Origin of the sequence: Paenibacillus luteus (assembly GCF_006542765.1) — a bacterium.
Lineage (GTDB): Bacteria > Bacillota > Bacilli > Paenibacillales > Paenibacillaceae > Pristimantibacillus > Pristimantibacillus luteus.
The window spans coordinates 65,559-91,631 of sequence record NZ_SKCD01000077.1 but is presented as its reverse complement, the minus strand read 5'-3'; the positions used below and the strand labels follow the sequence as shown (position 1 = coordinate 91,631).

At 47.2% G+C, this 26,073-nt stretch carries 27 protein-coding genes; all 27 read left to right on the top strand.

Going from position 1 to position 26,073, the window contains the following annotated elements:
- Positions 1-30: 30 nt before the first annotated feature.
- Positions 31-627 (top strand): hypothetical protein, encoded by a 597-nt coding sequence (locus tag E0496_RS32445; RefSeq protein ID WP_141506076.1) that lies wholly within the window; start codon positions 31-33, stop codon positions 625-627.
- Between the two features lie 236 nt (positions 628-863).
- Entirely contained in the window at positions 864-1,217 is a 354-nt protein-coding gene (locus E0496_RS32440; RefSeq protein ID WP_141506075.1) for a histidine triad nucleotide-binding protein, read from the top strand.
- A gap of 85 nt (positions 1,218-1,302) precedes the next feature.
- Positions 1,303-1,476: a 30S ribosomal protein S21 gene (gene rpsU / locus E0496_RS32435; protein ID WP_005547957.1), complete on the top strand. Its 174-nt coding sequence runs from the start codon at positions 1,303-1,305 to the stop codon at positions 1,474-1,476.
- Between the two features lie 15 nt (positions 1,477-1,491).
- Complete coding sequence (locus E0496_RS32430; protein ID WP_139994357.1) at positions 1,492-1,935, top strand: GatB/YqeY domain-containing protein; 444 nt, start codon at positions 1,492-1,494, stop codon at positions 1,933-1,935.
- 209 nt (positions 1,936-2,144) lie between these two features.
- Positions 2,145-3,530, top strand: a complete 1,386-nt coding sequence (locus E0496_RS32425; protein ID WP_141506227.1) for an NfeD family protein — start codon at positions 2,145-2,147, stop codon at positions 3,528-3,530.
- Positions 3,531-3,549: 19 nt separating this feature from the next.
- The gene (floA, locus tag E0496_RS32420; protein WP_141506074.1) at positions 3,550-4,539 is read left to right on the top strand and encodes a flotillin-like protein FloA; all 990 of its coding nucleotides are present in this window, start codon (positions 3,550-3,552) and stop codon (positions 4,537-4,539) included.
- 60 nt (positions 4,540-4,599) lie between these two features.
- Entirely contained in the window at positions 4,600-5,100 is a 501-nt protein-coding gene (locus tag E0496_RS32415) for a hypothetical protein (RefSeq protein ID WP_141506073.1), read from the top strand.
- Positions 5,101-5,501: 401 nt separating this feature from the next.
- A complete protein-coding gene (gene yqfC, locus E0496_RS32410) occupies positions 5,502-5,780 on the top strand; it encodes a sporulation protein YqfC (protein ID WP_139994364.1) in 279 nt (92 codons plus the stop codon).
- A gap of 55 nt (positions 5,781-5,835) precedes the next feature.
- A complete protein-coding gene (yqfD, locus tag E0496_RS32405; protein WP_141506072.1) occupies positions 5,836-7,029 on the top strand; it encodes a sporulation protein YqfD in 1,194 nt (397 codons plus the stop codon).
- Positions 7,030-7,035: 6 nt separating this feature from the next.
- On the top strand, positions 7,036-8,007 hold the full coding sequence (locus E0496_RS32400; RefSeq protein ID WP_141506226.1) for a PhoH family protein: 972 nt from the start codon (positions 7,036-7,038) through the stop codon (positions 8,005-8,007).
- Positions 8,008-8,024: 17 nt separating this feature from the next.
- Complete coding sequence (locus E0496_RS32395; RefSeq protein ID WP_141506071.1) at positions 8,025-10,271, top strand: HD family phosphohydrolase; 2,247 nt, start codon at positions 8,025-8,027, stop codon at positions 10,269-10,271.
- Complete coding sequence (gene ybeY, locus E0496_RS32390) at positions 10,268-10,765, top strand: rRNA maturation RNase YbeY (protein ID WP_141506070.1); 498 nt, start codon at positions 10,268-10,270, stop codon at positions 10,763-10,765. The genes E0496_RS32395 and ybeY overlap by 4 nt, the downstream gene beginning before the upstream one ends.
- Positions 10,765-11,127: a diacylglycerol kinase family protein gene (locus E0496_RS32385; protein WP_141506069.1), complete on the top strand. Its 363-nt coding sequence runs from the start codon at positions 10,765-10,767 to the stop codon at positions 11,125-11,127. Before ybeY ends, E0496_RS32385 begins: the two co-directional genes overlap by 1 nt.
- 25 nt (positions 11,128-11,152) lie before the next feature.
- The gene (gene cdd, locus E0496_RS32380; protein WP_141506068.1) at positions 11,153-11,587 is read left to right on the top strand and encodes a cytidine deaminase; all 435 of its coding nucleotides are present in this window, start codon (positions 11,153-11,155) and stop codon (positions 11,585-11,587) included.
- Between the two features lie 8 nt (positions 11,588-11,595).
- Entirely contained in the window at positions 11,596-12,519 is a 924-nt protein-coding gene (gene era, locus E0496_RS32375; RefSeq protein ID WP_141506067.1) for a GTPase Era, read from the top strand.
- A 101-nt stretch (positions 12,520-12,620) separates the two neighbouring features.
- Entirely contained in the window at positions 12,621-12,782 is a 162-nt protein-coding gene (locus tag E0496_RS32370; RefSeq protein WP_141506066.1) for a YqzL family protein, read from the top strand.
- A 164-nt stretch (positions 12,783-12,946) separates the two neighbouring features.
- Positions 12,947-13,690: a DNA repair protein RecO gene (gene recO / locus E0496_RS32365; RefSeq protein WP_141506065.1), complete on the top strand. Its 744-nt coding sequence runs from the start codon at positions 12,947-12,949 to the stop codon at positions 13,688-13,690.
- 155 nt (positions 13,691-13,845) lie between these two features.
- Positions 13,846-15,387 (top strand): MDR family MFS transporter, encoded by a 1,542-nt coding sequence (locus tag E0496_RS32360; RefSeq protein WP_141506064.1) that lies wholly within the window; start codon positions 13,846-13,848, stop codon positions 15,385-15,387.
- 362 nt (positions 15,388-15,749) lie between these two features.
- A complete protein-coding gene (gene glyQ / locus E0496_RS32355; RefSeq protein ID WP_139994382.1) occupies positions 15,750-16,637 on the top strand; it encodes a glycine--tRNA ligase subunit alpha in 888 nt (295 codons plus the stop codon).
- A complete protein-coding gene (gene glyS / locus E0496_RS32350) occupies positions 16,630-18,711 on the top strand; it encodes a glycine--tRNA ligase subunit beta (RefSeq protein WP_141506063.1) in 2,082 nt (693 codons plus the stop codon). The genes glyQ and glyS overlap by 8 nt, the downstream gene beginning before the upstream one ends.
- A gap of 27 nt (positions 18,712-18,738) precedes the next feature.
- Positions 18,739-19,554: a pyruvate, water dikinase regulatory protein gene (locus E0496_RS32345; protein WP_141506062.1), complete on the top strand. Its 816-nt coding sequence runs from the start codon at positions 18,739-18,741 to the stop codon at positions 19,552-19,554.
- A gap of 73 nt (positions 19,555-19,627) precedes the next feature.
- On the top strand, positions 19,628-20,104 hold the full coding sequence (locus E0496_RS32340; RefSeq protein ID WP_141506061.1) for a YaiI/YqxD family protein: 477 nt from the start codon (positions 19,628-19,630) through the stop codon (positions 20,102-20,104).
- A 41-nt stretch (positions 20,105-20,145) separates the two neighbouring features.
- A complete protein-coding gene (gene dnaG / locus E0496_RS32335; protein ID WP_141506060.1) occupies positions 20,146-21,999 on the top strand; it encodes a DNA primase in 1,854 nt (617 codons plus the stop codon).
- 18 nt (positions 22,000-22,017) lie between these two features.
- The gene (rpoD, locus tag E0496_RS32330) at positions 22,018-23,148 is read left to right on the top strand and encodes an RNA polymerase sigma factor RpoD (protein ID WP_110770581.1); all 1,131 of its coding nucleotides are present in this window, start codon (positions 22,018-22,020) and stop codon (positions 23,146-23,148) included.
- Positions 23,149-23,271: 123 nt separating this feature from the next.
- On the top strand, positions 23,272-24,108 hold the full coding sequence (locus E0496_RS32325; protein WP_141506059.1) for a hypothetical protein: 837 nt from the start codon (positions 23,272-23,274) through the stop codon (positions 24,106-24,108).
- A complete protein-coding gene (locus E0496_RS32320) occupies positions 24,108-24,890 on the top strand; it encodes a tRNA (adenine(22)-N(1))-methyltransferase (protein WP_141506058.1) in 783 nt (260 codons plus the stop codon). The genes E0496_RS32325 and E0496_RS32320 overlap by 1 nt, the downstream gene beginning before the upstream one ends.
- Entirely contained in the window at positions 24,857-25,978 is a 1,122-nt protein-coding gene (locus E0496_RS32315) for a Nif3-like dinuclear metal center hexameric protein (protein WP_141506057.1), read from the top strand. Before E0496_RS32320 ends, E0496_RS32315 begins: the two co-directional genes overlap by 34 nt.
- Positions 25,979-26,073: the final 95 nt, after the last annotated feature.

Genomic DNA, 26,073 nt, shown 5'->3' with positions numbered 1-26,073 from the left:
AGGAACCTAGCATAAAAGGAGGCAGCGAAGTTGGAACAGCAGCAAGCGGGCAAACGCTCGATCGCACTGCCGATTACACTTGTAATTCTTGTGTTCAGTCTAATTGGCAATGTTTTTTTGTACTCGCAATTTTTACAGCATAAGCAGGAAAATAATTTTGAGGCAGGCCAGAGCATTTACGAGGCGGGCTCAGCAACGAAGCAATTTGTGGAGGAACTGCTCCCCTTGCTCGAAGCTTTGGAGCAAAGCAAGGGGATGGAAGAGCGGTTTCCTTTGAATTTTGAGATAGGTAAAATGGCTGCGAATAGCAGCGCTGTTATTGCCTTTGCTGAAGAAGCTGAGAGTTTTCCATTGGAACCGAAGAAAATCAATGCCGAGCTGTTTTCGTTATTCTTGGAGGAAAAGGTAACAGGCCTGCAAATCATTGGACGTCATGCGGGTCCGTTGAACGAAGAGGAGCAGGCTTCTATTACGGAGCTTAAAGGCACATTCGTGAAAATGTCTGGCATATTGAAGAATTTCAATACCAATATTGAAGGCAATCGCATCGCGATTATTCGCTTGTCCAGCGGGATTGATTGGCCCGAGTTAGTGGAGGAGCTGCAGCAAGCCATTATTCCTCATTGAACTGAACAGCAGCGATTAGAGCTTGATATTAATAGTTTGAATAGGGTATCCAATCTATCCGGCAGGTATTTCCTCTTGCAGAATTGATGGCTTTGTCACTGCTGATTTATTATTAAAATGATATTCGGAATTAGCAGGGAAAAAGTATGATTTCCTGCTGATTAAACTCCCCAGTTGGACGAGTATCGGAATTTTCGTTATGATAGAAAGAGTTTATGAAACAGGGGGTGAAACGAATGGACTGTCTTTTTTGCAAAATTATTGAAGGCACGATTCCGTCCAAGAAGGTATTTGAAAATGACAGGATCTTGGCGTTCCATGATATACAGCCTGCTGCTCCAGTACATATTCTCATCATACCGAAGAAGCATATTCCTACGATGAATGAAGTGACGGATGATGATGCCGCAGTGATGGCGGAGCTCTTCGCAGTAGCACGGCACATCGCCAAAGAGCAAGGGATTGATGAGTCTGGCTACCGCCTTGTCAACAATGTAAATGCCGATGGCGGGCAGCTTGTTTACCATTTGCATATCCATTTGCTAGGGGGAACAAAACTTTCTCCGCAATTAACAAATATCCAAAGTTGACACTGCCTTTTGGTTTGACATATAATGAAATTTGATAAACCGTGTATTAGCTCTGGACGGTCTGTTTCGGAGGGAGGGAAAACTGGTGTCTGAAACTAAAGTTCGCAAAAACGAAACTATTGATGCTGCGCTTCGCCGCTTTAAACGTTCCATCGCTAAAGATGGAGTTCTAGCTGAGGTGAAAAAACGCAAGCATTATGAAAAGCCAAGTGTGAAGCGCAAGAAGAAGTCTGAGGCTGCGCGCAAGAGAAAGTTTTAGGAGGATCCTTCCATAATGAACCTGAGCGAAAGATTGACCGACGATATGAAGCAAGCCATGAAGAATCAGGACAAGTTTAAGCTTTCCGTAATTCGTATGATGCGCGCGTCAGTGAAAAACTTGGAAATCGATCTCAAGCGTCCTTTGGACGATAACGAAGTGCTTGATATATTGAGTCGTGAAATCAAACAACGTAAAGATTCCCTCCAAGAATTTAAAAAAGCCAGCCGTGATGATTTAGTAGCGGGTCTTGAGGTCGAAATTGAAATTATTAGTCAATACCTTCCCGAACAGCTGACTGAAGAAGAGATTCAAGAGATAGTAACGCAGACCATCCATGAACTCGGTGCTTCTTCCAAAGCCGATATGGGAAAAGTTATGAGTGCCCTTCTGCCAAAAACAAAAGGACGCGCTGACGGTAAGCTAGTAAATCAACTCGTACAGCAACATCTTAACTAACTAAACATTCGGACTAACAAAACACCCCTGATTCAGGGGTGTTTTTTTTGACGCATAAGAAAGTATAGGAGTTTGCTCATACTTTCTCTATACGTTTCGCAGAAACGATTAAATCATTCGAATATAGTGTATACAGAATAATGAAACATTTTTGCTTGTTGTACGTAATAGGGAACAATACATGAGAAAAAGGAGGAACCTTCTTGCACATGAATCGATGGCGAAGAAGATGGTCCACCGCTCCTATTGCATGGCTCGCAGCATTAATTATGGTGACGTTTGCAGGAGTTATTGGCGCTCCAGCGGATCGGGCGGAAGCAGCAACCGATGCGGGGCCGGCAGTTTATGTCATTCCTGTGAAGCAAACAGTTGAATCGGGTCTTCAATCTTTTTTGGAGAGAGCTTACGAAGAAGCTGGAGAAGCAAAGGCTGAGCATGTGGTCCTTGTTATCAATACGCTCGGGGGCAAAGTTGTCAATGCCGAAAGGATTGGTCATTTTATTCGGGAAAGCAGCATTCCGACAACGGCGTTCGTTGAAGGGAAGGCGGTCTCGGCAGGCACGTATATTGCGCTTAATGCCGATCAGATCGTTATGCAGCCAGGGAGCACAATTGGCGCTGCTGCAGTGGTTGATGGATCAGGACGTTTGCTCGAAGATCCAAAGACGATTTCGTTCTGGACCTCTGAGATGAGCGAATCTGCAGGGTTACAAGGGCGGGACAAAAACATCGCTGCGGCGATGGTTGACATCAATGTCACTCTGGACTTGAAAGACAAGATCGGAAGAGATAAGCTGAAAGGTGAAATTTTGACCCTGACGGCAAGTGAAGCTGAGAAAGTTGGGTATTCCGAACATACGGCTGCTTCTGTTGATGAAGTGGTGAAGTGGCTCGGCCTTGAAGACCGGGTTCAAATCGAGGTGACGCCTTCACTGGCTGAGAAGACGGCTAGATGGCTGGTAGATCCCGTCGTTATGACTGTACTGCTCATTCTAGGTATTGCAGGTGTTGTAATTGAAATGATCGTCCCAGGCTTTGGCGCTCCTGGCATAATCGGCATTCTCGCGTTTGGCCTGTATTTCTTTGGCCATTATGTGGCAGGCTTTGCGGGCATGGAGTCGGTCGTGCTGTTCGTCATTGGGATAGCGCTGCTCATTATCGAGGTGTTTGTGCCAAGCTTTGGCATACTCGGGATACTTGGAAGCGCCTCACTGATAACCGGGGTAGTGACCGCGGCATCGGACCCGATGTCAGCATTTATTTCCATCGTGATTGCATTGGTCGCAGCGATCATATTAATCGCTATTTTTGTAAGAATGAACAAAGCAAAAGGGGTATGGAACAAGTTTATTTTGCGGGATAAGCTGACCACTGAACAAGGTTACCTATCGGCTGACGTCAAGGACTCCTTACTTGGTCTAGAAGGAATGACGATTACGCCGCTTCGTCCCGCGGGAACGGTGCTCATTGGAGACAATCGTATCGATGTGGTGACATCCGGAGAATTCGTTGATGCCAATCGACTGGTAAAGGTCGTGAAGGCGGAAGGAACTTGGGTAGTTGTCAAGGAATCCGTGAATGTGACTAAAATATAAATACTTGGAGGTTGGATATATGGATCCATTGGTTTCCTTTTTAATATTAGCCGTTGTTGTTATTATCGTTCTGTCTGTATTTCTTAGTTTTTTCCCAATTATGTTGTGGATTTCAGCGCTTGCTTCGGGCGTTCGGGTCGGAATTATTACACTCGTAGCTATGCGTTTGCGCCGGGTCGTTCCAAGCAGAATCGTTAACCCGCTCATTAAAGCGACAAAAGCAGGTTTAGGGCTTAATATTAACCAGCTTGAGAGTCACTTTCTGGCCGGCGGTAACGTTGACCGCGTCGTAAATGCACTGATTGCTGCGCAGCGTGCCAATATTCCACTCATATTTGAGCGTGCGGCTGCCATCGATCTTGCAGGTCGTGACGTGCTTCAAGCGGTACAGATGAGTGTAAACCCACGTGTGATTGAAACACCTATCGTTGCTGCGGTAGCGAAAGACGGGATTGAGGTTAAGGTAAAAGCGCGTGTAACTGTTCGTGCTAACATTGATCGCCTAGTCGGCGGTGCTGGCGAAGAAACGATTATTGCCCGTGTAGGGGAAGGTATCGTTACGACGGTAGGTTCAGCTAACTCCCATAAGGATGTATTGGAAAATCCGGATATGATCTCTCGCACGGTACTTGGTAAAGGTCTTGATGCCGGTACGGCATTTGAAATTCTGTCGATCGATATTGCGGATGTGGACGTAGGCAAGAACATTGGCGCGCATCTGCAAACGGAGCAAGCGGAAGCGGACAAAAAAATCGCACAGGCCAAAGCGGAAGAGCGTCGCGCAATGGCTGTGGCGCAAGAGCAGGAAATGAAAGCGAAGGTAGTAGAAATGGAAGCGCGAGTCGTAGAATCCGAATCACAGGTTCCGCTTGCAATGGCTGAAGCGCTCAGATCGGGAAAAATCGGTGTGATGGATTATATGAACCTGAAAAACATAGAGGCCGATACGCAAATGCGCAGCTCTATTGGTAAGCAAGAAGGTCCTACGGATCACAAAGACGGACGCTAACGCGCATGCGCAGCCTCACAATTCCATTTGGCTAGGCTGTGTATCGGAGGTGAGGGCAACTTGAAAATCATTGATTTTTTGATGAACAATATATTTATTGTCGTAATTATTTTTGGGGCGTTGGCTTCATTGTTTGGGAAAGCTGGAGGCAAGAAAAAGCCGAGCCAGATGCCGGATTTTGGAGGCGGCGGTCTGCCTCGGAATTTGCAGCCTCGGACAACAGAAGAGCCCCAGCGCCAGAGCCGTCCGGAGCTGCAGGAACAGCCAGAGGGCCAGACGGTTTATCGATCGAGTGGGGAACAGGATCGTCAAACCCCGATGCAGCCATCGTATGTTGGTACGCAAACCGATGTGGCTGCTGGAGCGTCACAAACCGCTTCTCTGGAGCGCGCGCTAAAGAGAGCATCAACAAGTAAGTTGCAGTCTCAGGATGCGTTAGAACGCAAACCAGCGGCTCAGGGAGCACTTGTCACTTCTGTGCAAGCAGAGGATTTGCGAAAGGCTGTCATCTGGGCAGAGGTTCTTGGTCCACCTCGCTCGAAGAAGCCATTCCGGAAGTAACGATAGGAGAGCTGTCTCCGCAAGGCATCTACGCCTTGCGGAGACAGCTCTTTTTGTATCAAATCTAACAGCGTCAACCGGAATATACTGGTTGGCTTTTTTTTGTCTCTAAAATCAACATCGAGCAGAAAGCATGAAGAGAGGCCAGATTATTCTCATATTTCAGGAGTCTTGCGCATAATTTGGTACAGTACATGAAAACCGTCATACCACTAGTGTGTTCATTCAGCATTCTGCACCGTCTACGAAGTAGGTTTGCTCCGCAAACCTAGGTATCGCTTACGAAGTAGGTTTGCTCCGCAAACCTAGGTATCGCTTACGAAGTAGGTTTGCTCCGCAAACCTAGGTATCGCTTACGAAGTAGGTTTGCTCCGCAAACCTTGAGGAGGCAAAATTCGTCCATGCGCCGTATAAAAAAGAAATTTCGAAAAGTAACAGCAGAACTGCTCGATATGCCGCATGATGTCGTCTTTGATTTGCCGCGACTGACGATGATTGGTGACTGTCAGCTGTACATTGAAAATCACAGGGGCGTTGTTCATTTTTCCAGCGAGCGTCTGCGATTGGCATTAAGCAAAGGCCAGTTGGAAGTAACAGGAAGCTCGCTTGTTATAAGGACGATTTGGACGGAGGAAGTGTTTGTTGAAGGTCAAATTTCAAACATTCAACTGATTCCTTAGCATAGCTTGATTGGATTAAGACTTAGCTGAACGCCAAGTAACGGAGGGGAAAATATTGAGCGGACAAGGTGCTAATTGGTTAAAAGGCATGGTTACTGTACATATCCGGGGAGGACAGCCAGAGGAGCTTGTCAATCGTGCGCTTGCCGGAGGCTTGCAGCTGTCTTCTATTCGGTGGACAAGCAGGGGACTGCTGGAGTTCGAGATATCTGTCAGCGACTTTTTCGGACTTCGCACGTATTTAAAGGAGACAGGCTGTCGAGTACATGTGATCCAGCGCAAAGGCTTGCCTTTTCTACTGGTAAAGGCAGAAAAGAGAAAACTATTTGCTGCTGGAATTGTTTTATTTTTCGCTCTCATTTTTATGCTTTCTTCTCTAGTATGGAGCATCGAGGTTCAGGGGAATGTAAAGCTCAGCGAAGACCAAATTCGCTTAGCAGCGAAGCAGGAAGGCCTATATCCGATGCAATGGTCTTTCCGCTTGACAGATGCTGATGTACTGTCCAAAGAGCTTGTTCGCAAGCTGCCAGGGTCTACTTGGGTCGGTGTAGAGAAGAAAGGAACGAAAGTGCTTATTCAAGTAGTGGAATCGACGATACCTAATCAGGCTTCTCTGCAAAACCCGCGTCATTTGGTTGCCTCAGCGGATGCGGTTGTAACGGAAATTATAGCCGAGGCCGGCAGACCTGTCGTTAGGAAGAATACGAAGGTGAAAAAAGATCAAACGTTAATTTCAGGCACGATAGGTGGCGAGGAAAACTCGCGCACAGTCGTAGCCAAAGGCAAAGTGCGGGGTCTTGTCTGGTATGAATTCGAAGTCGCATCTCCCATGATTCAGCATGTGAAGGTGTATACGGGCGAGAAAAAAGTAAAATGGTTTGCGGTTATCGGATCAAGGGCACTTCAGGTAAGCGGGTTCGGAAAAAATGAATACACTGCTTCGGAAGCGATCCGTTATGAGCAGAAGGCTTCCTGGCGGGATTGGTCTATACCGATTGGCCGGATGAAGGAAACCGTCATGGAAACACGGATGGAGGATCGGAACTTGACCGAAGAAGAGGCCAAAACCGTCGGCATCTTGCAGGCAAAAGCCGATGTGCTCATCAAAGCAGGCAGCGATGCCGTCATCCGGGATGAAATTGTTTTGCATGAAAAGGCGGACAATGGTAAAGTTTATATGAAAGTTCTTTTTGAGGTCGAGCAATCTATCGTGAAGGAAATGCCACTAGTCCAGATGCAGGGAGAATGAGGATTGTTGCAAATTGAGACGAAAGTAGTAAAAATACCGCTCGGTAACGCTGCGGAAGGATTGGCTGTATTCGGACCACAAGACAATTTTCTGCGCCTTATTCAAGCACAGGTGGAGTCATCCGTCACGTCGCGCGAAGCGGAAATTGTCATTTCAGGACCCGTAGATGAGGTTGATTCGCTAGAGCAGTTATACAATGTGTTATTACAGCTCGTTCGCGGGGGCTACCAGCCTTCCGAGAGAGACGTGGCCTATGCCCTAGAACTAGCAAGGACAATGCAGGCTGAAGAGCTGCTAGACTTGTTTAAGAAAGAGATTACGACTACCTATCGTGGCAAACCTATACGTGTGAAGACGATTGGTCAGCGTCACTATGTCAAGACGATCCGCAAAAAGGATATCGTGTTTGGTATTGGTCCTGCCGGAACGGGAAAGACGTACCTTGCCGTTGTGCTTGCCGTCGCTGCGCTTAAAGAAGGATCCGTGAAACGGATCGTGTTGACAAGGCCTGCGGTGGAAGCGGGCGAGAACCTTGGTTTCTTGCCAGGAGACTTGCAGGAGAAGGTAGATCCTTATTTACGTCCTTTATATGATGCGCTGCATGACGTCTTTGGGCCCGACCAAACCGTGAAAGCGATTGAGCGTGGCATGATTGAGATTGCGCCGCTCGCTTATATGCGCGGCCGGACGCTTGACGATGCTTTTATCATTTTGGATGAGGCTCAAAATACGACACCGGAGCAAATGAAAATGTTTTTGACCAGACTTGGCTTTGGATCGAAAATGGTCATAACAGGAGACGTAACGCAAATCGATTTGCCGCGGGGCAAAAACTCGGGCTTGATCGAAGCGCAGCGGATTTTGAAAAACATAGAAGAAATCGGGATTATCCTTTTCTCAGAGCAAGATGTCGTTCGTCATTCATTAGTCCAAAAAATTATTGTGGCTTACAACTGGGATGCTGAAAACAAAGCCTAGAAAGGAATGTCTGCTGCATGAACCAAAACCAGACCGGAAAACAGGGGAACTTGCGCCCGTCTAAATTGGCGGGGTGGAAGCAGAGTGCAGCCGTTCGCTGGATGCTGATGTTTATGTTTGTGCTGCTATTCTATTTCAGCTTGGCTTCGCATCTCGTCCCAGAAACGTATGATATTGAGGAGGGCGCGGTAAGCGAGAAGGACATTAAAGCGCCCTTCCAAATCAAAGATGAGAAAGCGACCAGGCAAGCGGAAGAGGATGCCGCTGACAAAATCGATGCGATCTATTCCATCGTTCCGCTTCGCAATGAAGCGCTTGTGGAGCAAATATTTGTCCGCATCGAGCAGTTGAATCAAGATGATCAGGTTACACTCCAAAATAAAATCGATATTTACAGAAATGAAATTCCAGGTCGCTATTCGGAGTATATTGATAATTTCGTGAAGTTGAACAAAGGCAAGGGGACGTATAACGATACGCTGCTCGATGAGATGGCACTCATTGCCAAAGAGCAAGAGTACACGATTCCGGAAGAAACTTTTTACAAAATGCCGAATTTATCGTCGGAAACGTTAACCGAGATGCGCAATGTAGCTCGGGATATTGTGCGTAAGCTGACAGTCGAGCAATTGCGTGAAGCCGAAACGGCTCGGACTCAGGTAGCAGAACTCGTAAATGCGAGCACGCTGTCCAGCAGGACAAGCAGGGAGATCGTGCAGGAGCTCGCGAGATTCGCAATCATGCCGAATAAATTTTTGGACAAGGCAGCTACCGATGAAGCTAAGGTTCAGGCAAAGCAAAACACGCCGCCGGTTGTTATCAAGGAAGGCGAGCTGATCGTTAAGCGCGGCCAGACCATTACGCCTGATTTGTATAAGCTGCTTGTAGATTCCTCGCTGCTGCAGGATAAGAAAAACTATTGGCCGCATCTCGGCTTGCTCTTTATGTCCGTCATGTTTATCGTTGTGCTGTATGCATACCTGCATCAATCCGGCAGCATTAACGGAATTAAGCCCAAGTATAATAATGCGTCGCTCCTGATGCTGTGGCTGATCTTCCTTATCAACATCATCACGATTCAAATCATCTCGCTAACCCAAACGGATGCAGCACCATATGCCGGTTATCTGGCCCCGGCTGCGCTGGGGGCAATGCTGATTACCCTTTTGCTAGATATCCATCTGGCAATGATCAGCTCCATTTTGTTCGCGGTTATGGGAAGCATTATATTAAACACAGGCCAAAATCAAATTTTTGATTTCCAGTACGGTTTCGTTATTATCGTCGTTTCGTTTGCCGCTATCTTCTCTATCCATAGGGCAAGTCAGCGGTCGACGATATTGAAAGCCGGCATTATGGTAAGCTTGTTTGGTTCATTGTCCGTCATTACGATCCTGCTGTTATCTGAGCAGCTTGAACGCGTGGCTTTCATTTATTCTGTTGCCTTCGCTTTTGCCAGTGGTTTGATTACAGCGGTTCTTGTGATCGGTTTGATGCCATTCTTTGAAATTACGTTTGGCATCTTGTCGGCGCTCAAGCTTGTCGAGCTTTCGAATCCCAACCATCCGCTGCTGCGCAAGCTGCTTACAGAAACGCCGGGCACTTATCACCATAGCGTAATGGTCGGCAATTTGTCGGAAGCTGCTGCAGAAGCAATAGGGGCTGACGGATTATTGTGCCGCGTAGGCTCGTTCTACCATGATATCGGGAAAACAAAGCGGCCGAACTATTTTATTGAAAATCAGTCGAATATTGAAAATCCACATGACACGATTGATCCGAAGCTAAGCAAATCCATCATCGTAGCCCATGCCAGAGATGGCGTTGATATGCTAAAGGGGCATAATATCCCTAAACCGATCCGTGATATTGCTGAGCAGCATCATGGGACAACATCGCTGAAGTTCTTTTATTACAAGGCGGTCAAGCAGGCAGAAGAGCAAGGGGCTGAGCCTGCTTTTACGGAGGACGACTTCCGCTATCCAGGTCCTAAAGCGCAGTCGAAGGAAGCGGCGGTTGTTGGCATTGCCGATTGCGTCGAGGCTGCCGTTCGCAGCCTGCGCAACCCAACGGTTGAGCAGGTGGAGGCGATGATTCACAAAATTATTAAAAGCAGGCTTGATGATAACCAATACAATGAGTGTGATTTGACGCTCAAGGAGCTGGACAAAATTGCTCAATCGCTTAAGGAAAGCGTAATTGGCATTTTCCACTCTCGTATCGAATATCCGGATGATGTGAAAACAAAGGAGCGTTTGGCATGAGTTTGCAGCTAGATTGGAGCAACGAACAGCAAAATCTGGAAATACCTGAAGCATGGATTGCTAAATTGGAGCAGCTGCTGCAGCTAGCAGGAGAAGCGGAAGGCATCGTGGACGGCGAAGTATCGCTTACTTTCACGAATGACGAAGAAATTCACCAGTTGAACAAAGAGTATCGCGGTATTGACCGTCCGACGGATGTGCTGTCTTTTGCCATGCAAGAGGATGGCGTAGAGGAGCTTGACATTATTTTCGAGGTCGAAAGTGAGGATGAGCTTGATCCGATTTCCGGTATGCTCGGGGATATCATTATCAGCGTGGAGACGGCGCAGGCACAAAGCGAAGAGTATGGACATTCGTTGGAACGAGAGATCGGGTTTTTGTTCGTGCACGGCTTCCTGCACCTAATCGGATATGATCATCAAGACGATGAGACGGAAGCGGAAATGACGGCCAAACAGGAAGCCATTTTGCAGCAAGTCGGCTTAACCCGTTAATGAACAAGTTTTTCTCTAGCTTCGGCGTCGCTATTGCCGGAATCGGCTTTGCTCTTCGCACCCAAAGTCATATGCGGTTTCATGCTGCTGCCGCGATAATCGCTTGCTGTTTAGGCTTTATCGTGTCACTCGAACCGCTGGAATGGGCAATAATCCTGATAGCAATTGCGGTCGTCATCAGTGCGGAGATGATTAACACAGCGGTTGAACAAGCGGTTAACTTAGCTAGTCCAACTATCCATCCGGTAGCAAAGGTCGCGAAGGACGTGGCTGCCGGAGCCGTGCTGTTTGCGGCTGTTATCTCCGCTATAATAGGGCTGCTCATTCTTGGGCCGCCCTTATGGCATTTGATAATGAACTAGACACTGATTATGGGAGCTGGTAAGCATGGTATACGAAGGATTGTCAGAAGCTTATACGAAGCTGCTGCATACCGCAAAGGAAGCGATGTCTCGTGCATATGTCCCGTACTCCAACTTTCAGGTCGGGGCTGCGCTGCTTGATGATGAAGGGCATGTTCACTTCGGCTGCAACGTGGAAAATGCAGCATACGCACCTACGAATTGCGCGGAGAGAACGGCTTTGTTCCGTGCGGTAGCGGACGGGAAGCGCCCAGGTCAATTTCAGGCGATTGCCATCATTGGCGACACGGAAGGTCCGATTGCCCCATGCGGAGTTTGCCGCCAGGTCTTGGTTGAGCTGTGCGCGCCGGATATGCCCGTCATTATGGGCAATTTAATGGGACAATGGACCATATCTACCGTTTCAGACATACTGCCGGGAGCTTTTACTCCGGCATCATTAGAAAATAGGGAGCGTTAAAAACATTTATGAATCGAAATAGTACCAATGATCGTGACAGCAAAAAATTCCGTTCGGGCTTCGTCGCTATAATCGGCAGACCTAATGTCGGCAAATCTACGCTTATGAATCATCTGATTGGCCAGAAGATTGCGATTATGTCGGACAAGCCGCAAACCACGCGGAACAAGATCCACGGCGTATACACAACTAACGACACACAAATCGTATTTTTGGATACACCGGGCATTCACAAGCCTCAATCCAAGCTTGGCAATTACATGATGCAGACAGCTGAAAGTGCTCTTAGGGAAGTAGAGGCTGCACTTTTTCTAATCGATGCATCTGAAGGTCTTGGCGGAGGTGATCGATTTATTATCGAGCAGCTCAAAAAAGTGAAAACACCCGTATTTCTTGTGATGAACAAGATTGACAAAGTATTGCCGGAGCAATTGCTTCCGATGATTACGCAATATAACGAGCTTCATGAATTCGCGGAAATTATCCCAATTTCAGCACTCAAAGGCAATAATGTAGAGACATTGCTTGAGCAACTGTCCCGTTATTTACCGGAAGGACCGCAATATTATCCAGCAGATCAGATTACGGACCATCCAGAGCAATTTGTGTGCTCTGAGCTGATTCGTGAGAAAATTTTGCACATGACACGTGAAGAAATTCCTCACTCCATAGCGGTAACAATTGAAGATATGCGCGTAAAGGAAAATGGGGTCGTTTATATCGGAGCTGTCATTTTTGTCGAACGGGATTCCCAGAAGGGCATCATTATTGGCAAAAAAGGAGAATTGCTGAAGGAAGTTGGCAAACAGGCTCGCAAGGATATCGAAGCGCTGCTTGGCTCCCGAATTTTTCTGGAGCTTTGGGTTAAAGTGAAAAAGGACTGGCGCAACCAGGAACGTGTTCTCAAGGATCTAGGCTATCGGCATGATTAGTCTGAATTGACGTTATTTGTTAAGGATAGATTGAAGCGGATCATCGCATCCTATTACCACCCTGGAGCAGCATTTCAGGTAGCGGAAAGGGATGAATACGTATGCGGAATTTTTCGTGGAAGTATTTTACGTTGACCGGGGATGTCGAGTCCTTCATGCTTTATAAGGAAATGGCACAAGTAGGAGCGGAAAACGGCTCCGTTGAATCGGTACAGGATCAAGATGAGCTTGCCGTGCTGGATTTGGAAGATGCTTCTGGCTAAAATTGCAATGTTAATTGTAATGCTGCATAGGTATATAGGTTTGAAAACATAAGCCAGCATCTGACGACCACTCGTCAGGCTGTGCTTATTTTTAACCGCTAAACGAAAGGCGCCGCCATGGGACGGCGCATTTTCGTTTTTGCTTTCAGGGGAGAGTTTGCGTAATGCTATATCGAGTTGAGGGAATTGTTATTCGAAGCATGGATTATGGGGAAGGCAATAAAATTGTTACGCTGCTCACAAAGACCAATGGGAAAGCGGGGGTGCTCATTCGCGGCGCTAAGAAATTAAAAAGCAAACATTCATCGCTTGCTCAACCTTTTACATATGGAGAGTTCGTCTATTTCCGCAGCAGTGGGCTGGGAACACTTAATCATGGTGAGATTATTGAATCTCACCATGTTTTGCGTGAAAAGCTTGATTTAGCAGCCTATTCCTCCTATGTGGCGGAGCTTACGGACCGCTCGCTACAGGATGACGAGGCAACAGGCTTTCATTTCGAGCAGCTAAAAGCTTGCTTTGCTGCACTTCAGGAGGGTAAAGATCCGCAAATCGTATCCCATCTGTATGAGATGCGCATTTTGGATTTGTCAGGATACGCGCCAGCACTCGATGAATGCGTTAGCTGCGGCAATGTCGTAGGTCCTTTTAAGCTGTCACCTTATGCAGGAGGAATATTATGCTCAAGATGCACGGGCAAAGACCCGCATGCCATTCCGCTGGGCGAAGGTGCTTACAAGCTATTGCAATTATTTCGCAGAATGGATATGAGGAGGCTTGGCTCTATTCAGGTCAAGCCGGAAACGAAAGCAGAGCTGAAGCTGGCTATGCGAAAACTAATGGATACCCATATGGGGTTGCAGTTGAAATCGCGTAATTTCTTAGACCAATTGGATAAGCTTATGTGATGAAACTCAACAATGGTTACCTGCAAACATCGTTTTTTCTATCCTTCTTCAGATGTAGAAACCGATCCTTCTTTTGTCTGTTTACATGAACATGTGTTTGGTTTATGCTAATTGAGGCTGTTGAAGATTCGTAATTAAATGGAGGGATTTTCCTGATGTCTACAGGACAAAATAGACTTGGTTTTGTTGTCGCCGGGCTCTTGCTTGGCATACTCGTGGCTTCAATCGATAATACGATTGTATCGACTGCGATGGCAACGATCGTGTCCGATCTGGGCGGATTAGACAAGTACGTGTGGGTAACATCTGCTTATCTGGTAACCGAAATGGCGGGTATGCCGATATTCGGGAAATTATCGGATATGTATGGGCGAAAAAGGTTTTTTGTTCTCGGCATTTCGTTGTTTTTAATTGGCTCCGTTCTTTGCGGAACAGCAGAATCAATTACGCAGCTAACGATTTACCGTGCCATCCAAGGAATTGGCGGCGGGGCGATGATGCCGATTGCATTTGCTATTGTGTTTGATATTTTTCCAGCAGAGAAACGCGGCAAGATGGGCGGATTGTTCGGAGCGGTATTCGGCACATCAAGTTTGTTTGGTCCGCTTGCCGGGGCATACTTAACGGAATACATTAATTGGCGCTGGATTTTCTACGTCAATGTGCCGATTGGCCTTGTAGCGCTTGCGTTTATCGTAATCTTCTATAAGGAATCCCTTTCGCATGCAAAGCAAAAGATCGACTGGTGGGGAGCTTCCACCCTTGTGGGTTCCATCGTTTGCCTGATGTTTGCCCTTGAGCTCGGCGGCACGAAATTCGCCTGGGATTCTGCGCAAATCATGGGTTTGTTTGCCGGGTTTGCTGTATTGCTTGCGGTTTTCCTGTTTGTAGAGACCAAAGCGACAGAGCCGATTATTTCATTCAAAATGTTCAAGCAGCGTCTATTTGCATCGAGTACAGGTGCTGGTTTATTTTATGGTGCGGCCTTTATTACGGCTGCTCTGTATATTCCGATGTTTGTACAGGGGGTGTTCGGCGGCACAGCTGTTAGCGCAGGATTAACGCTGCTGCCAATGACACTGGGTTCGGTTATAGCAGCACAGCTTGGCGGCGTTCTAGCGAACAAAATGCCATATCGGAATATCATGACCTTCTCAGCTGTTATTTTCATCGTGGGCATTGTGCTGTTATCTACCATTACGCCTGACACCACAAGATTTATGTTGTCCGTATTTATGTTCCTGACTGGATTCGGGATCGGCTTCTCCTTCTCCGTGCTTGGGATGTCCTCCATTCATGGATTTGATATGCGTCAGCGAGGCAGCGCGACTTCCACGATGTCTTTTGTGCGATCACTTGGCATGACTGTAGGCATTACCGTATTTGGTATCATTCAGCGCAATCACTTTACTAGCGGAATGACAGATGCTTTCGCGGGCAGCGAAGGCGCAGGGCCGATGACGGATAATGCCCGTGAGCTGCTGTCACCAGATAAACGCGCGGAAATCCCGCCAGCTGTTATGGATAAAATCGTAGCCGCATTGTCGGAATCAGTCTCTGCAACCTTCCTATGGTCAATTATTCCGGCGGGTTTAGCCCTTGTATGTGTCCTTATGATGGGGAATGCAGGGATGAAAGATATTATTGGAAAAAGCGGATCAGGCGCAGCACCTAAGAGTGGAGTGGAAGGCCATTAACCTAATTGCCATTCCTATGCACCTCAAGTTTGACAATTATCACAAAGAAGCATAAAATAGTGCAATATGAATATTGGGCAATGATGGAGAAAGTAATCGTTTTATGTCGACGTAATAAGCGAGCCGGGAAAAGTGAGAGCCTGGACGGACAAAACGATGAAAGGGCACTCCGGAGTCGTATCGACTAAAGAGGGTTGGCTCATATGGAGCTAACCAAGTAGGGTGGAACCGCGGGATATAACTCTCGTCCCTACGTCTGGCAGCAGGCGTAGAGACGGGAGTTTTTTGCATGTCGACGCGTTTGCTGATTTTGCGGAAACTTTCGCAAATGGAAAAACAGTGGAAGAAGGAGAGGGTCAGAAATGAATTTTCAAAAAATGATTTTGACGCTGCAACAGTTCTGGGCCGAGCAAAATTGTATTTTGGTACAGCCTTATGATGTGGAAAAGGGTGCAGGTACGATGAACCCGATGACGTTTTTGCGTTCAATCGGACCTGAGCCATGGAATGTAGCTTATGTCGAGCCTTCCCGGCGTCCTGCAGACGGTCGTTATGGTGAAAATCCTAACCGTCTATACCAGCATCATCAGTTCCAAGTTATCCTGAAGCCGTCTCCAGACAATATCCAAGAGCTATATTTGGAGAGCTTAAAGCAGCTCGGCATCGATGCAAATGAACATGATATCCGCTTTGTTGAGGATAACTGGGAATCGCCAACGCTTGGCGCATGGGGACTTGGCTGGGAAGTATGGCTGGATGGCATGGAGATTACGCAATTTACGTATTTCCAGCAGGTTGGAGGTATCGATGCTAATCCGGTAGCCGTTGAGATTACTTACGGCATGGAGCGCCTTGCTTCGTATATTCAACAAAAGGAAAATGTTTTTGACTTGGAATGGGTAGAAGGCATTACTTATGGCGACGTCTTCAAGCAGCCGGAATATGAACACTCTAAATATACGTTTGAAACTTCGGATACGGCTATGTTATTCACTTTGTTTAACATGTACGAGGAAGAAGCAAAAAAAACGATGGATCAGCATCTTGTTTTCCCTGCTTATGATTATGTGCTGAAATGCTCGCATACCTTTAACCTTCTTGATGCTCGCGGCGCTATTAGCGTTACCGAGAGAACAGGTTATATTACGCGAGTCAGAAATTTGGCGCGTGCATGCGCATCGACTTATTTTGAAGAGAGAGAACGCCTCGGATTCCCGTTGCTTAAGAAAGGAGTGGAGCAGCATGGCTAGAGATTTCTTGTTTGAGATCGGACTTGAGGAAGTGCCAGCAAGGTTCGTGCGCGGCGCAATGAATCAGTTGAAGGATAAAATGGTGAAATGGCTGGCCGATTCCCGGATCGAACACGGAGAAGTTAGCGTCTATGCCACACCGCGCAGGATTGCTGTTCTGATTCATGAGGTGGCTGAGAAGCAGTCTGACATGAATGAAGAAGCCAAGGGGCCATCGCGCAAGATTGCTCAGGATGATCAAGGCAATTGGAGCAAGGCAGCGTTAGGCTTCGCCCGCAGCCAGGGTGTAGAGCCCGATCAGCTTTATTTCCAAGAGCTTGCAGGCGTGGAGTATGTATATGCGACTAAGAGCAGCATCGGCACGGAAACGGCAGCTGTACTGCCAGAGGGTTTGCTTTCCATCATCACATCAATGTCTTTTCCAAAGAATATGCGCTGGGGAAGCCATGAGCTTCGTTTTGTCAGACCGATACGCTGGCTGATTGCGTTGTTTGGCAAGGATGTTATTCCTTTTGAAATCACAGGCGTTCAAACGGGCAACGTGTCCCGCGGACACCGCTTCCTCGGAGACGATGCCACGGTTCTAGAGCCGGCTGAGTACGTAGAGCGGCTGCGTGAGCAGCATGTCATTGCGGATGTCAGCGAACGTGAGCAGCTTATTGTCGCTCAGATTGACGAACTCGCTAAAGAGAAAAACTGGGAAATCGCGGTCAAGGAAGATTTGCTTGAAGAGGTGCTTTTCTTGGTCGAATACCCTAACGTATTGTTCGGCGGCTTCGATCCTGCATTTTTGAACATTCCGCAGGAGGTCCTCATTACGTCTATGCGCGAGCATCAACGTTATTTCCCCGTGTTTGACGGAGAAGGGCAACTGCAGCCTTACTTTGTTACCGTGCGCAATGGGGATAGAAAATCGATTGAGCTTGTGGCTAAAGGCAATGAAAAAGTATTGCGAGCCAGACTTTCAGATGCCAAGTTCTTCTATGAGGAAGATCATAAGCTGACGATCGAGCATGCCCTCTCGAAACTCGAAAACATTGTCTATCATGAAGAGCTCGGCTCGGTTGCCGATAAAGTAAGACGTATCCGTGCAACTGCCGATCTGTTAAGCAAGCAGTTGCTGGTGGATGAGCAAACGGCAAAGGACGTAAGCCGATCGGCAGATGTTTGTAAATTTGACCTTGTTTCGCAAATGGTCTATGAATTTCCTGAGCTTCAAGGCATTATGGGTGAAGATTATGCTCTGAAAGCAGGAGAGAGAAGCTCAGTGGCGAAAGCCATTAATGAGCACTATCAGCCGCGATTCGCAGGCGATCTCGCTCCTTCAGAATTAACAGGTGCAATCGTAAGCTTATCGGACAAAATCGATACGATTGTGGGATGCTTCTCCATCGGCATTATTCCGACAGGCTCACAGGATCCTTATGCGCTGCGCAGGCAGGCTGCCGGCATTGTTCAAATTATTTTGGCGCATGGTTTGAAGCTGGAATTAAACGATTTGTATGATGCTGCGCTTTCCGTACATGAGAGTCGTGGATTGAAGCGTACAGCTTCTGATATTCGCAAGGAACTAGCTGATTTCTTCGCACTGCGTGTCAAAAATGTACTTTCTGAACAAGGTGTTCGTTACGACGTGGTGGATGCCGTTATGGCTTCAGGCTTCGCGGATTTGAAATCAACAATTAAGCGCGCTTCGGTCGTTCAGGTGCTGGCTGCCAGCGACGATCGCTCCGAGTTTAAGCAAACCGTTGAGCAATTTAACCGTGTAAGCAATTTGGGGTCCAAAGCGGAAGGTTCTATAGTTGATCCTTCACTGTTCGCTGAACAAGCAGAAACAGAACTTTACGAGAATTGGCTGCAGCTGCGTCCAATCTTCAGTGAGGCTGTAGAAATCGGAGAAATTTCGAAAGCCGTGCAAACCTTATCATCATTGAAGCCGTTTATTCATACTTATTTTGAGAAGGTAATGGTCATGTCCTCGGATGAGGCCATTAGAGCCAATCGTCTGGCAACATTAGCAGGAATTGCAGAGGATATCGCGGTTATTGCTGATTTTTCGAAGCTCGTTTGGTAAAGGATTGAAACAGGAGGATGATGAATCATGTCTCGTTCAAATCCGGAAGTTATCGTATATGTCGTATCTGACGCAGCGGGGGATACGGGTGAGCTAGTCGTTCGCGCCGCCATTGCTCAGTTCCACCCGATAAACACCGATATTCGTCGAGCTCCTTTTATTACAGAGGAGCTCGGCTTGGAACGTATCGTACAGCAGGCCAAGCAAGCGGATGCCATAGTGCTCTATACCCTTGTCATCCCCCATCTGCGGGACAGCATGAAGAAGCTGGCAGAAACATATTCTGTAGTAGCGATTGATCTTCTTGGCTCGTTTATTGAGACGCTGGAGCAGCGTACTGGTCGTAAATCACGCCAAGAACCCGGTCTCAACCACGTACTTGATGCGGATTATTTCCGCAAAGTGGAGGCTGTTGAATTTGCCGTCAAATATGATGATGCAAGAGACACCTCTGGCGTGCTTAAAGCAGATATCGTGCTAGTCGGTGTATCTCGGACGTCAAAGACTCCGCTATCGATGTACCTTGCACATCAGAAGTTTAAGGTTGCCAATGTTCCGCTTGTACCTGAACTGAAACCGCCAGATGAGCTGTTTAAAATTCCTAGGCGCAAGGTCATTGGTCTGACGATCGGAGTGCCTTACCTGAATACGATTCGTAAGGAGCGGCTCAAGGCATTGGGTTTGCCAAATAATGCATCCTATGCTACGCCTGACCGTATTGAAAAAGAACTCCTTTATGCCGATACTATTATGAAGAGGCTTGATTGCGTAGTCATAGACGTTTCACACCGAGCAGTGGAGGAAACGGCAAGCTTGATTATGGAATATGTACGAAAGCCTTAAAGGCAGTCGGCAGGATTTTTTATAGTTATGCCGTATATAATAGTACAGGATATGAAATTGAATTCGAGCGGTGATGTCATTGAAGCTAGAGCAGCCAACGATTGTTGTCGATGCGGATGCATGCCCGGTAAAAGCGGAGATTGGTGAAACGGCCAGACGCTTCTCGGTTCGTGTACTGATGGTGGCCTCCCATGACCACCGGCTGGAGCCGCAGCCTGGGGTTGATATTGTTCAGGTTGACCGGAGCAATCAATCCGTAGATCTTTATATTGTGAATCACATTGTACGTGGAGACATAGTCGTTACCCAGGACTTTGGACTGGCTTGCATTGCCATCGGGAAAGGCGCCGTCGTATTGTCTCCACGCGGAGAGCAATATACGGATGAAAACATCGATTATTTGATGGAGCGCAGACATGAGCTTGCCAAGCGAAGGCGTACTGGAGGCAAAACAAGAGGGCCAAAAGCGATGAACAATGACGATCGTGATCGTTTTCAACAAAAGTTGACAAAAGTTTTGCGAAATGAGCAGGAGAACCATGACGTATAGCGAATATTATTTACGTGTTACTAGGATGAAGGTGATGAACGATGACATACGGTAATAAAATACCGGAAGAGGTCATTGATGCGGTTCGCAAGCATTATGACATCGTAGAGACGGTCGGGAAATATGTTCATCTCACGAAGCACGGCAAATATATGAAGGGGTTATGTCCGTTCCATTCGGAGAAGACTCCCTCGTTTACAGTTACGCCGGAGCTCCAAATTTACCATTGCTACGGCTGCGGCAAAGGCGGAAATGTTATCCGTTTTGTCGAGGAAATGGAAGGTTATTCCTTCCCTGAAGCCGTACGCATGCTGGCGTCAGATGCGGGAATGCCTATTACATGGGCATCACCCGATGGTGTCAAATCTACGCCGCATGATGCTGATAGAGCCAAAATCATTGAAGCGCATGAGTTGACGATCAAGCTGTACCATCATGTGTTGAACAACACGAAGCAAGGTCAGGCTGCTAAGCAATATTTGCGTGAGCGGGGACTAAGCGATAAACTGATTGATCATTTTATGATTGGTTACGCTCCGGAAGAGTGGGACTTGCTGGCACGTTTTTTAACGAATCGCGGATTTGATCAGGCATTAATGGAAAAAGGCGGGTTGCTCTCGGCGAAAGCAGACGGTAGCGGGTATGTGGATCGGTTTCGCAATCGCATTATGTTTCCGATATGGGATCGAGACGGCAAAGCTACCGCGTTTGCGGGTCGCATTATAGGCGAAGGACAGCCGAAATACTTGAATACCTCGGAAACGATGTTGTTTACGAAAAGCAGAACGCTGTATAACTTGCACTACGCGCGGCCGGCTATTCGGAAGAGCAAGCAGGTTGTATTATTTGAAGGCTACATGGACGTCATTAAATCATGGAGTGCGGGCGTGAAAAACGGGATAGCGACAATGGGAACGGCATTGACCGAAGAACATTGCGCGATCTTAAAGCGGCAAGCGGAAGAAGTTATTGTCTGTTACGACGGTGACGACGCTGGACAAGCAGCGGCATTCAAATCCATTCCGATGCTGGAGAGCGCAGGCCTTAGAGTATCGGTGGCGATGCTTCCAAAAGGCAAGGATCCCGACGATTATATAAGCGAATACGGTCCGGAGGCTTTCTTGCGAGATACGATGGATCAACCGGTTTCGGTTACAAAATTTAAGCTTATATATTCAAGGAAAAACCATATACTGCTAAAAGATGAAGGTAAAAAAAATTATCTCCTTGAAGCAGTGCAAATTGTTGCGGAGCTTGATTCATCAACAGAACGCGAGGTCTACTTAAAGGAAATATCCCGTGAGTTCGAAATCTCTCTTGACGCCTTGAAGCAGGACTGTCATCAAATCAGACAGGAGCTGCAAAAAAAGAAACCGCAAGGGGATAATAACGACAATTCGTGGAATAATGGTAGGAATGAAAAACCCCGAAAGTCTGGACCGCCAACTCTTATGCCCGCTTATACCCATGCAGAACGAAGGTTGCTGCATGTTATGATGCGGGACCAAGAGGTAGCACAGACGGTACATGACCGGCTTGGGGATGCGTTTAATGTAGAGGATCATGCAGCGCTTGCTGCTTATTTATACGCTTATTTTGCACAGGGCTACGATCCGGATGCCAGCCGATTTATCGCAACACTGCATGATGACCGATTGGAACGAGCAGCAGCATCCATATTGATGATGGACGGCGACTTTCCGTTCGATGACACAATAATGGACGCTTATATCCAAGACATTATCAAGGTACCGCAATTCCGGGATATTGAGCGTAAGAAGGAAGACATGGTGCGTGCTGAGCGTACCGGAGATTTTTTGGCAGCAGCACAAATAGCTAGTGAGATTATAACCCTAGAGAGACAGCTTAAAGGTCGACAGGAAGATCGTTTCTAGGGGGGAGGGAGTCGGATTATGGCGAATGATCAACATACTGAACTAGATACTGAACAAAAACTGGATCATGTGAAGGATCAACTGATTGAACAAGGCAAGAAGAGGTCATCTTTGACGTACAAAGAAATTATGGATAAGTTGGCTCCGTTCGATCAAGATCCAGAACAAATTGATGAATTTTTCGAGCAGCTCGATGATTTTGGTATTGAGGTACTGAATGAAAATGATGAAGAAAATCCACTCGCTGCCGGCGGGGAAGAGCAAGAGCGCGAGCAGGACGACTTCAACTTTGATGATGATCTTGCACTGCCTCCAGGCATCAAGATTAATGATCCAGTACGGATGTACTTAAAAGAAATCGGCCGTGTTCCGCTTCTTTCCGCAGATGACGAGGTTGAACTTGCACAGCGAATTGAGAATGGCGATGAAGAAGCCAAACGGAGACTTGCCGAAGCCAACCTGCGCCTTGTCGTGAGTATTGCTAAGCGTTATGTCGGTAGGGGAATGTTGTTCCTTGATTTAATTCAAGAAGGCAATATGGGCCTTATCAAAGCGGTTGAGAAGTTTGACCATCAGAAAGGCTTTAAGTTCAGTACGTACGCAACTTGGTGGATTCGTCAAGCTATCACGCGCGCTATTGCTGACCAAGCTCGGACGATCCGAATTCCGGTTCACATGGTGGAGACGATCAATAAGCTGATTCGGGTTTCCCGTCAATTGCTGCAGGAACTTGGGCGCGAACCGACACCTGAGGAAATTGCGGCTGAGATGGAGCTAAGTACCGAAAAAGTTCGCGAGATCATGAAAATTGCTCAAGAACCTGTTTCATTGGAGACTCCGATCGGGGAAGAAGATGACTCACATCTTGGAGATTTCATTGAAGACCAAGAAGCTCTAGCTCCTGCAGACGCGGCTGCTTACGAACTGCTTAAAGAGCAGTTAGAGGACGTTCTTGATACACTTACCGAGCGAGAAGAAAACGTACTTCGCCTTCGCTTCGGACTTGATGATGGACGTACACGCACGCTTGAAGAAGTGGGTAAAGTATTTGGAGTAACGCGTGAGCGTATTCGTCAGATCGAAGCCAAAGCACTTCGCAAGCTGCGTCACCCAAGCCGCAGCAAACGTTTGAAGGATTTCCTTGAATAAAACTTTATGCTTGAAAATAGTGACCTTTCTGCACGTGCAGCGAGGTCTTTTTTCTAAAAAATAACCCTCATACATAGGAACTTGCGAGCACTCAAGTCTATATCGAAAGGATAGCGGGAATTCATGAATCAGGATCGTCGGCAAATTATCGTGAAAGAAATTGATCATTGGCGGCGCAGTAAGCTGCTGCCAGATCAATATTGTGACTTTCTGCTCAATTTATATGCTGAACAAGATGCGATCCCTACAACCAAAGAACAGCATCATACCGTCGGAAAAGCAATAGCGGCTGTGCAGCGGGCAACCGGCATGCAGTGGCTACTTACATTTGGAACTTTTACCTTAATTTCCTTTGTTGTGCTTTATTTTAACGAATTTCATCCCTTATTGCAAATGGCAGTCGTGTCGCTTGCAGTCGTCCTTTTTTTGCGGATTGGACAGCGCCTCCGGTCCCGAAATGAAGCGGCTGGATTGGCTATAACAAGCACGGGAATGCTCCTGCTGCTTGGCGGCGGATTATATATGTTAAATCTTCATGAGATCGACCAATGGGGCTGGAAAACCGGATTGGTTGCTTTTTGCTCACTCTTCTGGGTTGTCTATGGTATTACCGCCCGTATTTCAATGCTCCATTTATGCGGTTGGTTAGCGGCGATTCTGGTTTACGCTTGGCTGCTTTCTCAATTAATGGTTGATCCGAAATGGTATGAGGTTCAGCTTTATTGGCTGCCTATCGCCTGCTTGTTTGGCTGGAGCAGCTGGTTTTTCAACCGATGGTCCAAAACGGTGTCAGCGGTTCTGTTTGTGACCTGCTCACTGGTATGGTTCATGCCGGAGCTGTATACCATGATGTTTGTTGATGAGGCCATTTGGCTGCAGCTGCAGCTTATCATCAAAATTGCTGTTGGCGGCGGCTTATTATTTTTAATGCGAAAAAAATGGATGGTGTGGGTTGTATAATGTTAAAACTTTCTAATCGTCTGCAGTTGATTGCGGATTATGTAACAGAAGGATCACGAGTAGCGGATATTGGTTCGGACCATGCGATGCTGCCGGTATATTTGCTGCAATCGGGCAAATGTCCTTCTGCCATTGCGGGAGAACTCAACCGAGGGCCTTTTGAGGCGGCAAGGAAGCAGGGAGCAGATGCCGGTCTTTCTGACCGATTAACGGTCCGGCAAGGCGATGGTTTAAATGTACTGAATAATGGCGAAGCAGATACGGTAACCATTGCAGGGATGGGCGGCAGTTTAATGAGCGAGATTCTGGAGGCTGGCCAAGCTACAAGAAAACTCGAAGGCGTTCAGGAACTTGTATTGCAGCCAAATGTGGGGGAAGAGTTTGTCCGTGCGTGGCTCTTGAAGCATGATTGGTATTTGGCAGACGAGAGCATCGTTGAAGAGGATGGCAAGATTTATGAAATCATGCATGCGATTCGGGTATCCGATGTGCAAGAACGCAATGAAGAGCTCTACAATGGGAAATTCCTGAAGCTTTCGCTTCAGCCCGATGGTTTGCGCAAAATCCTGCAGCAAATGGGCCCTCATTTGCTTCGTGCTCCAAAGCCGGCTTTATTCAAGAAATGGCGGCATGAGCTGAATAAGCTTGCGAGAATTTGCGGACAGCTATCAGAGTCAGAACTAGCAGAATCCGCTGTAAAACGCGAGCAAATGTTAGCGGAAATGAAAGTCATTGAGGAGGTATTACAATGTTTGCTCATGGACAAACCGTCATCCAGCTAATGGAGCAATTGGCTCCCAAGCATTATGCGGTTGAAAATGATAAAATTGGCCTTCAGCTTGGAACACTGAATAAACCTGTCAAAAAAATACTGATCGCTTTAGATGTAACGGATGCGGTAGTAGATGAAGCTATTGAGCAGGGAGCGGAGCTTATTATTGCGCACCATGCGATTATTTACCGTCCTCTGGCTAAGCTGGATACGTCTACAGCGGCAGGGCGGTTGTACGAAAAGCTAATCAAAAATGACATAGCCGTTTATATTTCACATACGAATCTAGATGTCGCTGATGGGGGAATCAATGATTGGCTTGCCGATCTTGTTGGTATCGTTCCTGAAGGCCGACAATGCCTAGAGGAAGTCCATACGGATAAGCTGTATAAATTGGTCGTCTTCGTGCCAGAATCTCATCAGGAGCAAGTGCAGGAGGCAATCTGGCGTGCAGGTGCGGGACAGATCGGGAACTATAGCAATTGCAGCTTTACGATCAAAGGAACCGGCACATTCATTCCTGGTGAAGGCACAACGCCTTATATCGGGGTAGAAGGCAAGCTGGAGCGAGTGGACGAAGTCCGAGTGGAGACGATTGTTCCACACAGTGTTCATCGTAAGACGGTACAAGCGATGCTGAAGGCTCACCCCTATGAGGAAGTTGCTTATGATTTGTATCCGGTGGATTTGAAAGGCCGTTCATTTGGGCTCGGCCGAACGGGGAAGCTGAGGGAATCCATTACACTCGGCGAGCTTGCGGAGCAAGCAAAGCGGATATTCGATGTGCCTGCTGTACGGGTAGTCGGCCCGCTTGACCGGATGATACGCAAAGCAGCCGTACTTGGCGGCGCAGGCGCCAAATATGTACGTCATGCGGTATTCGCAGGAGCAGATGTACTGATTACAGGAGATATTGACTATCATACCGCCCATGATGCACTGGCAGCAGGTATGACTATTATTGACCCCGGCCATAACATAGAGAAGGTTATGAAACAGCAGGTAGCCGATTGGCTAAATAAACAGCTAGCAAGCAGCAAAGCGGAAACCCAGGCAATTGCATCTGCACTCAACACGGAGCCGTTTACATTCGTTTAATCGATTTATTGGGTGTTATTTGCTTATATCGATGCTTTTTTGTTTAGTTAGACATTCAGGGTTGAACTTTTCGGTAATACCTTGTATACTTAACG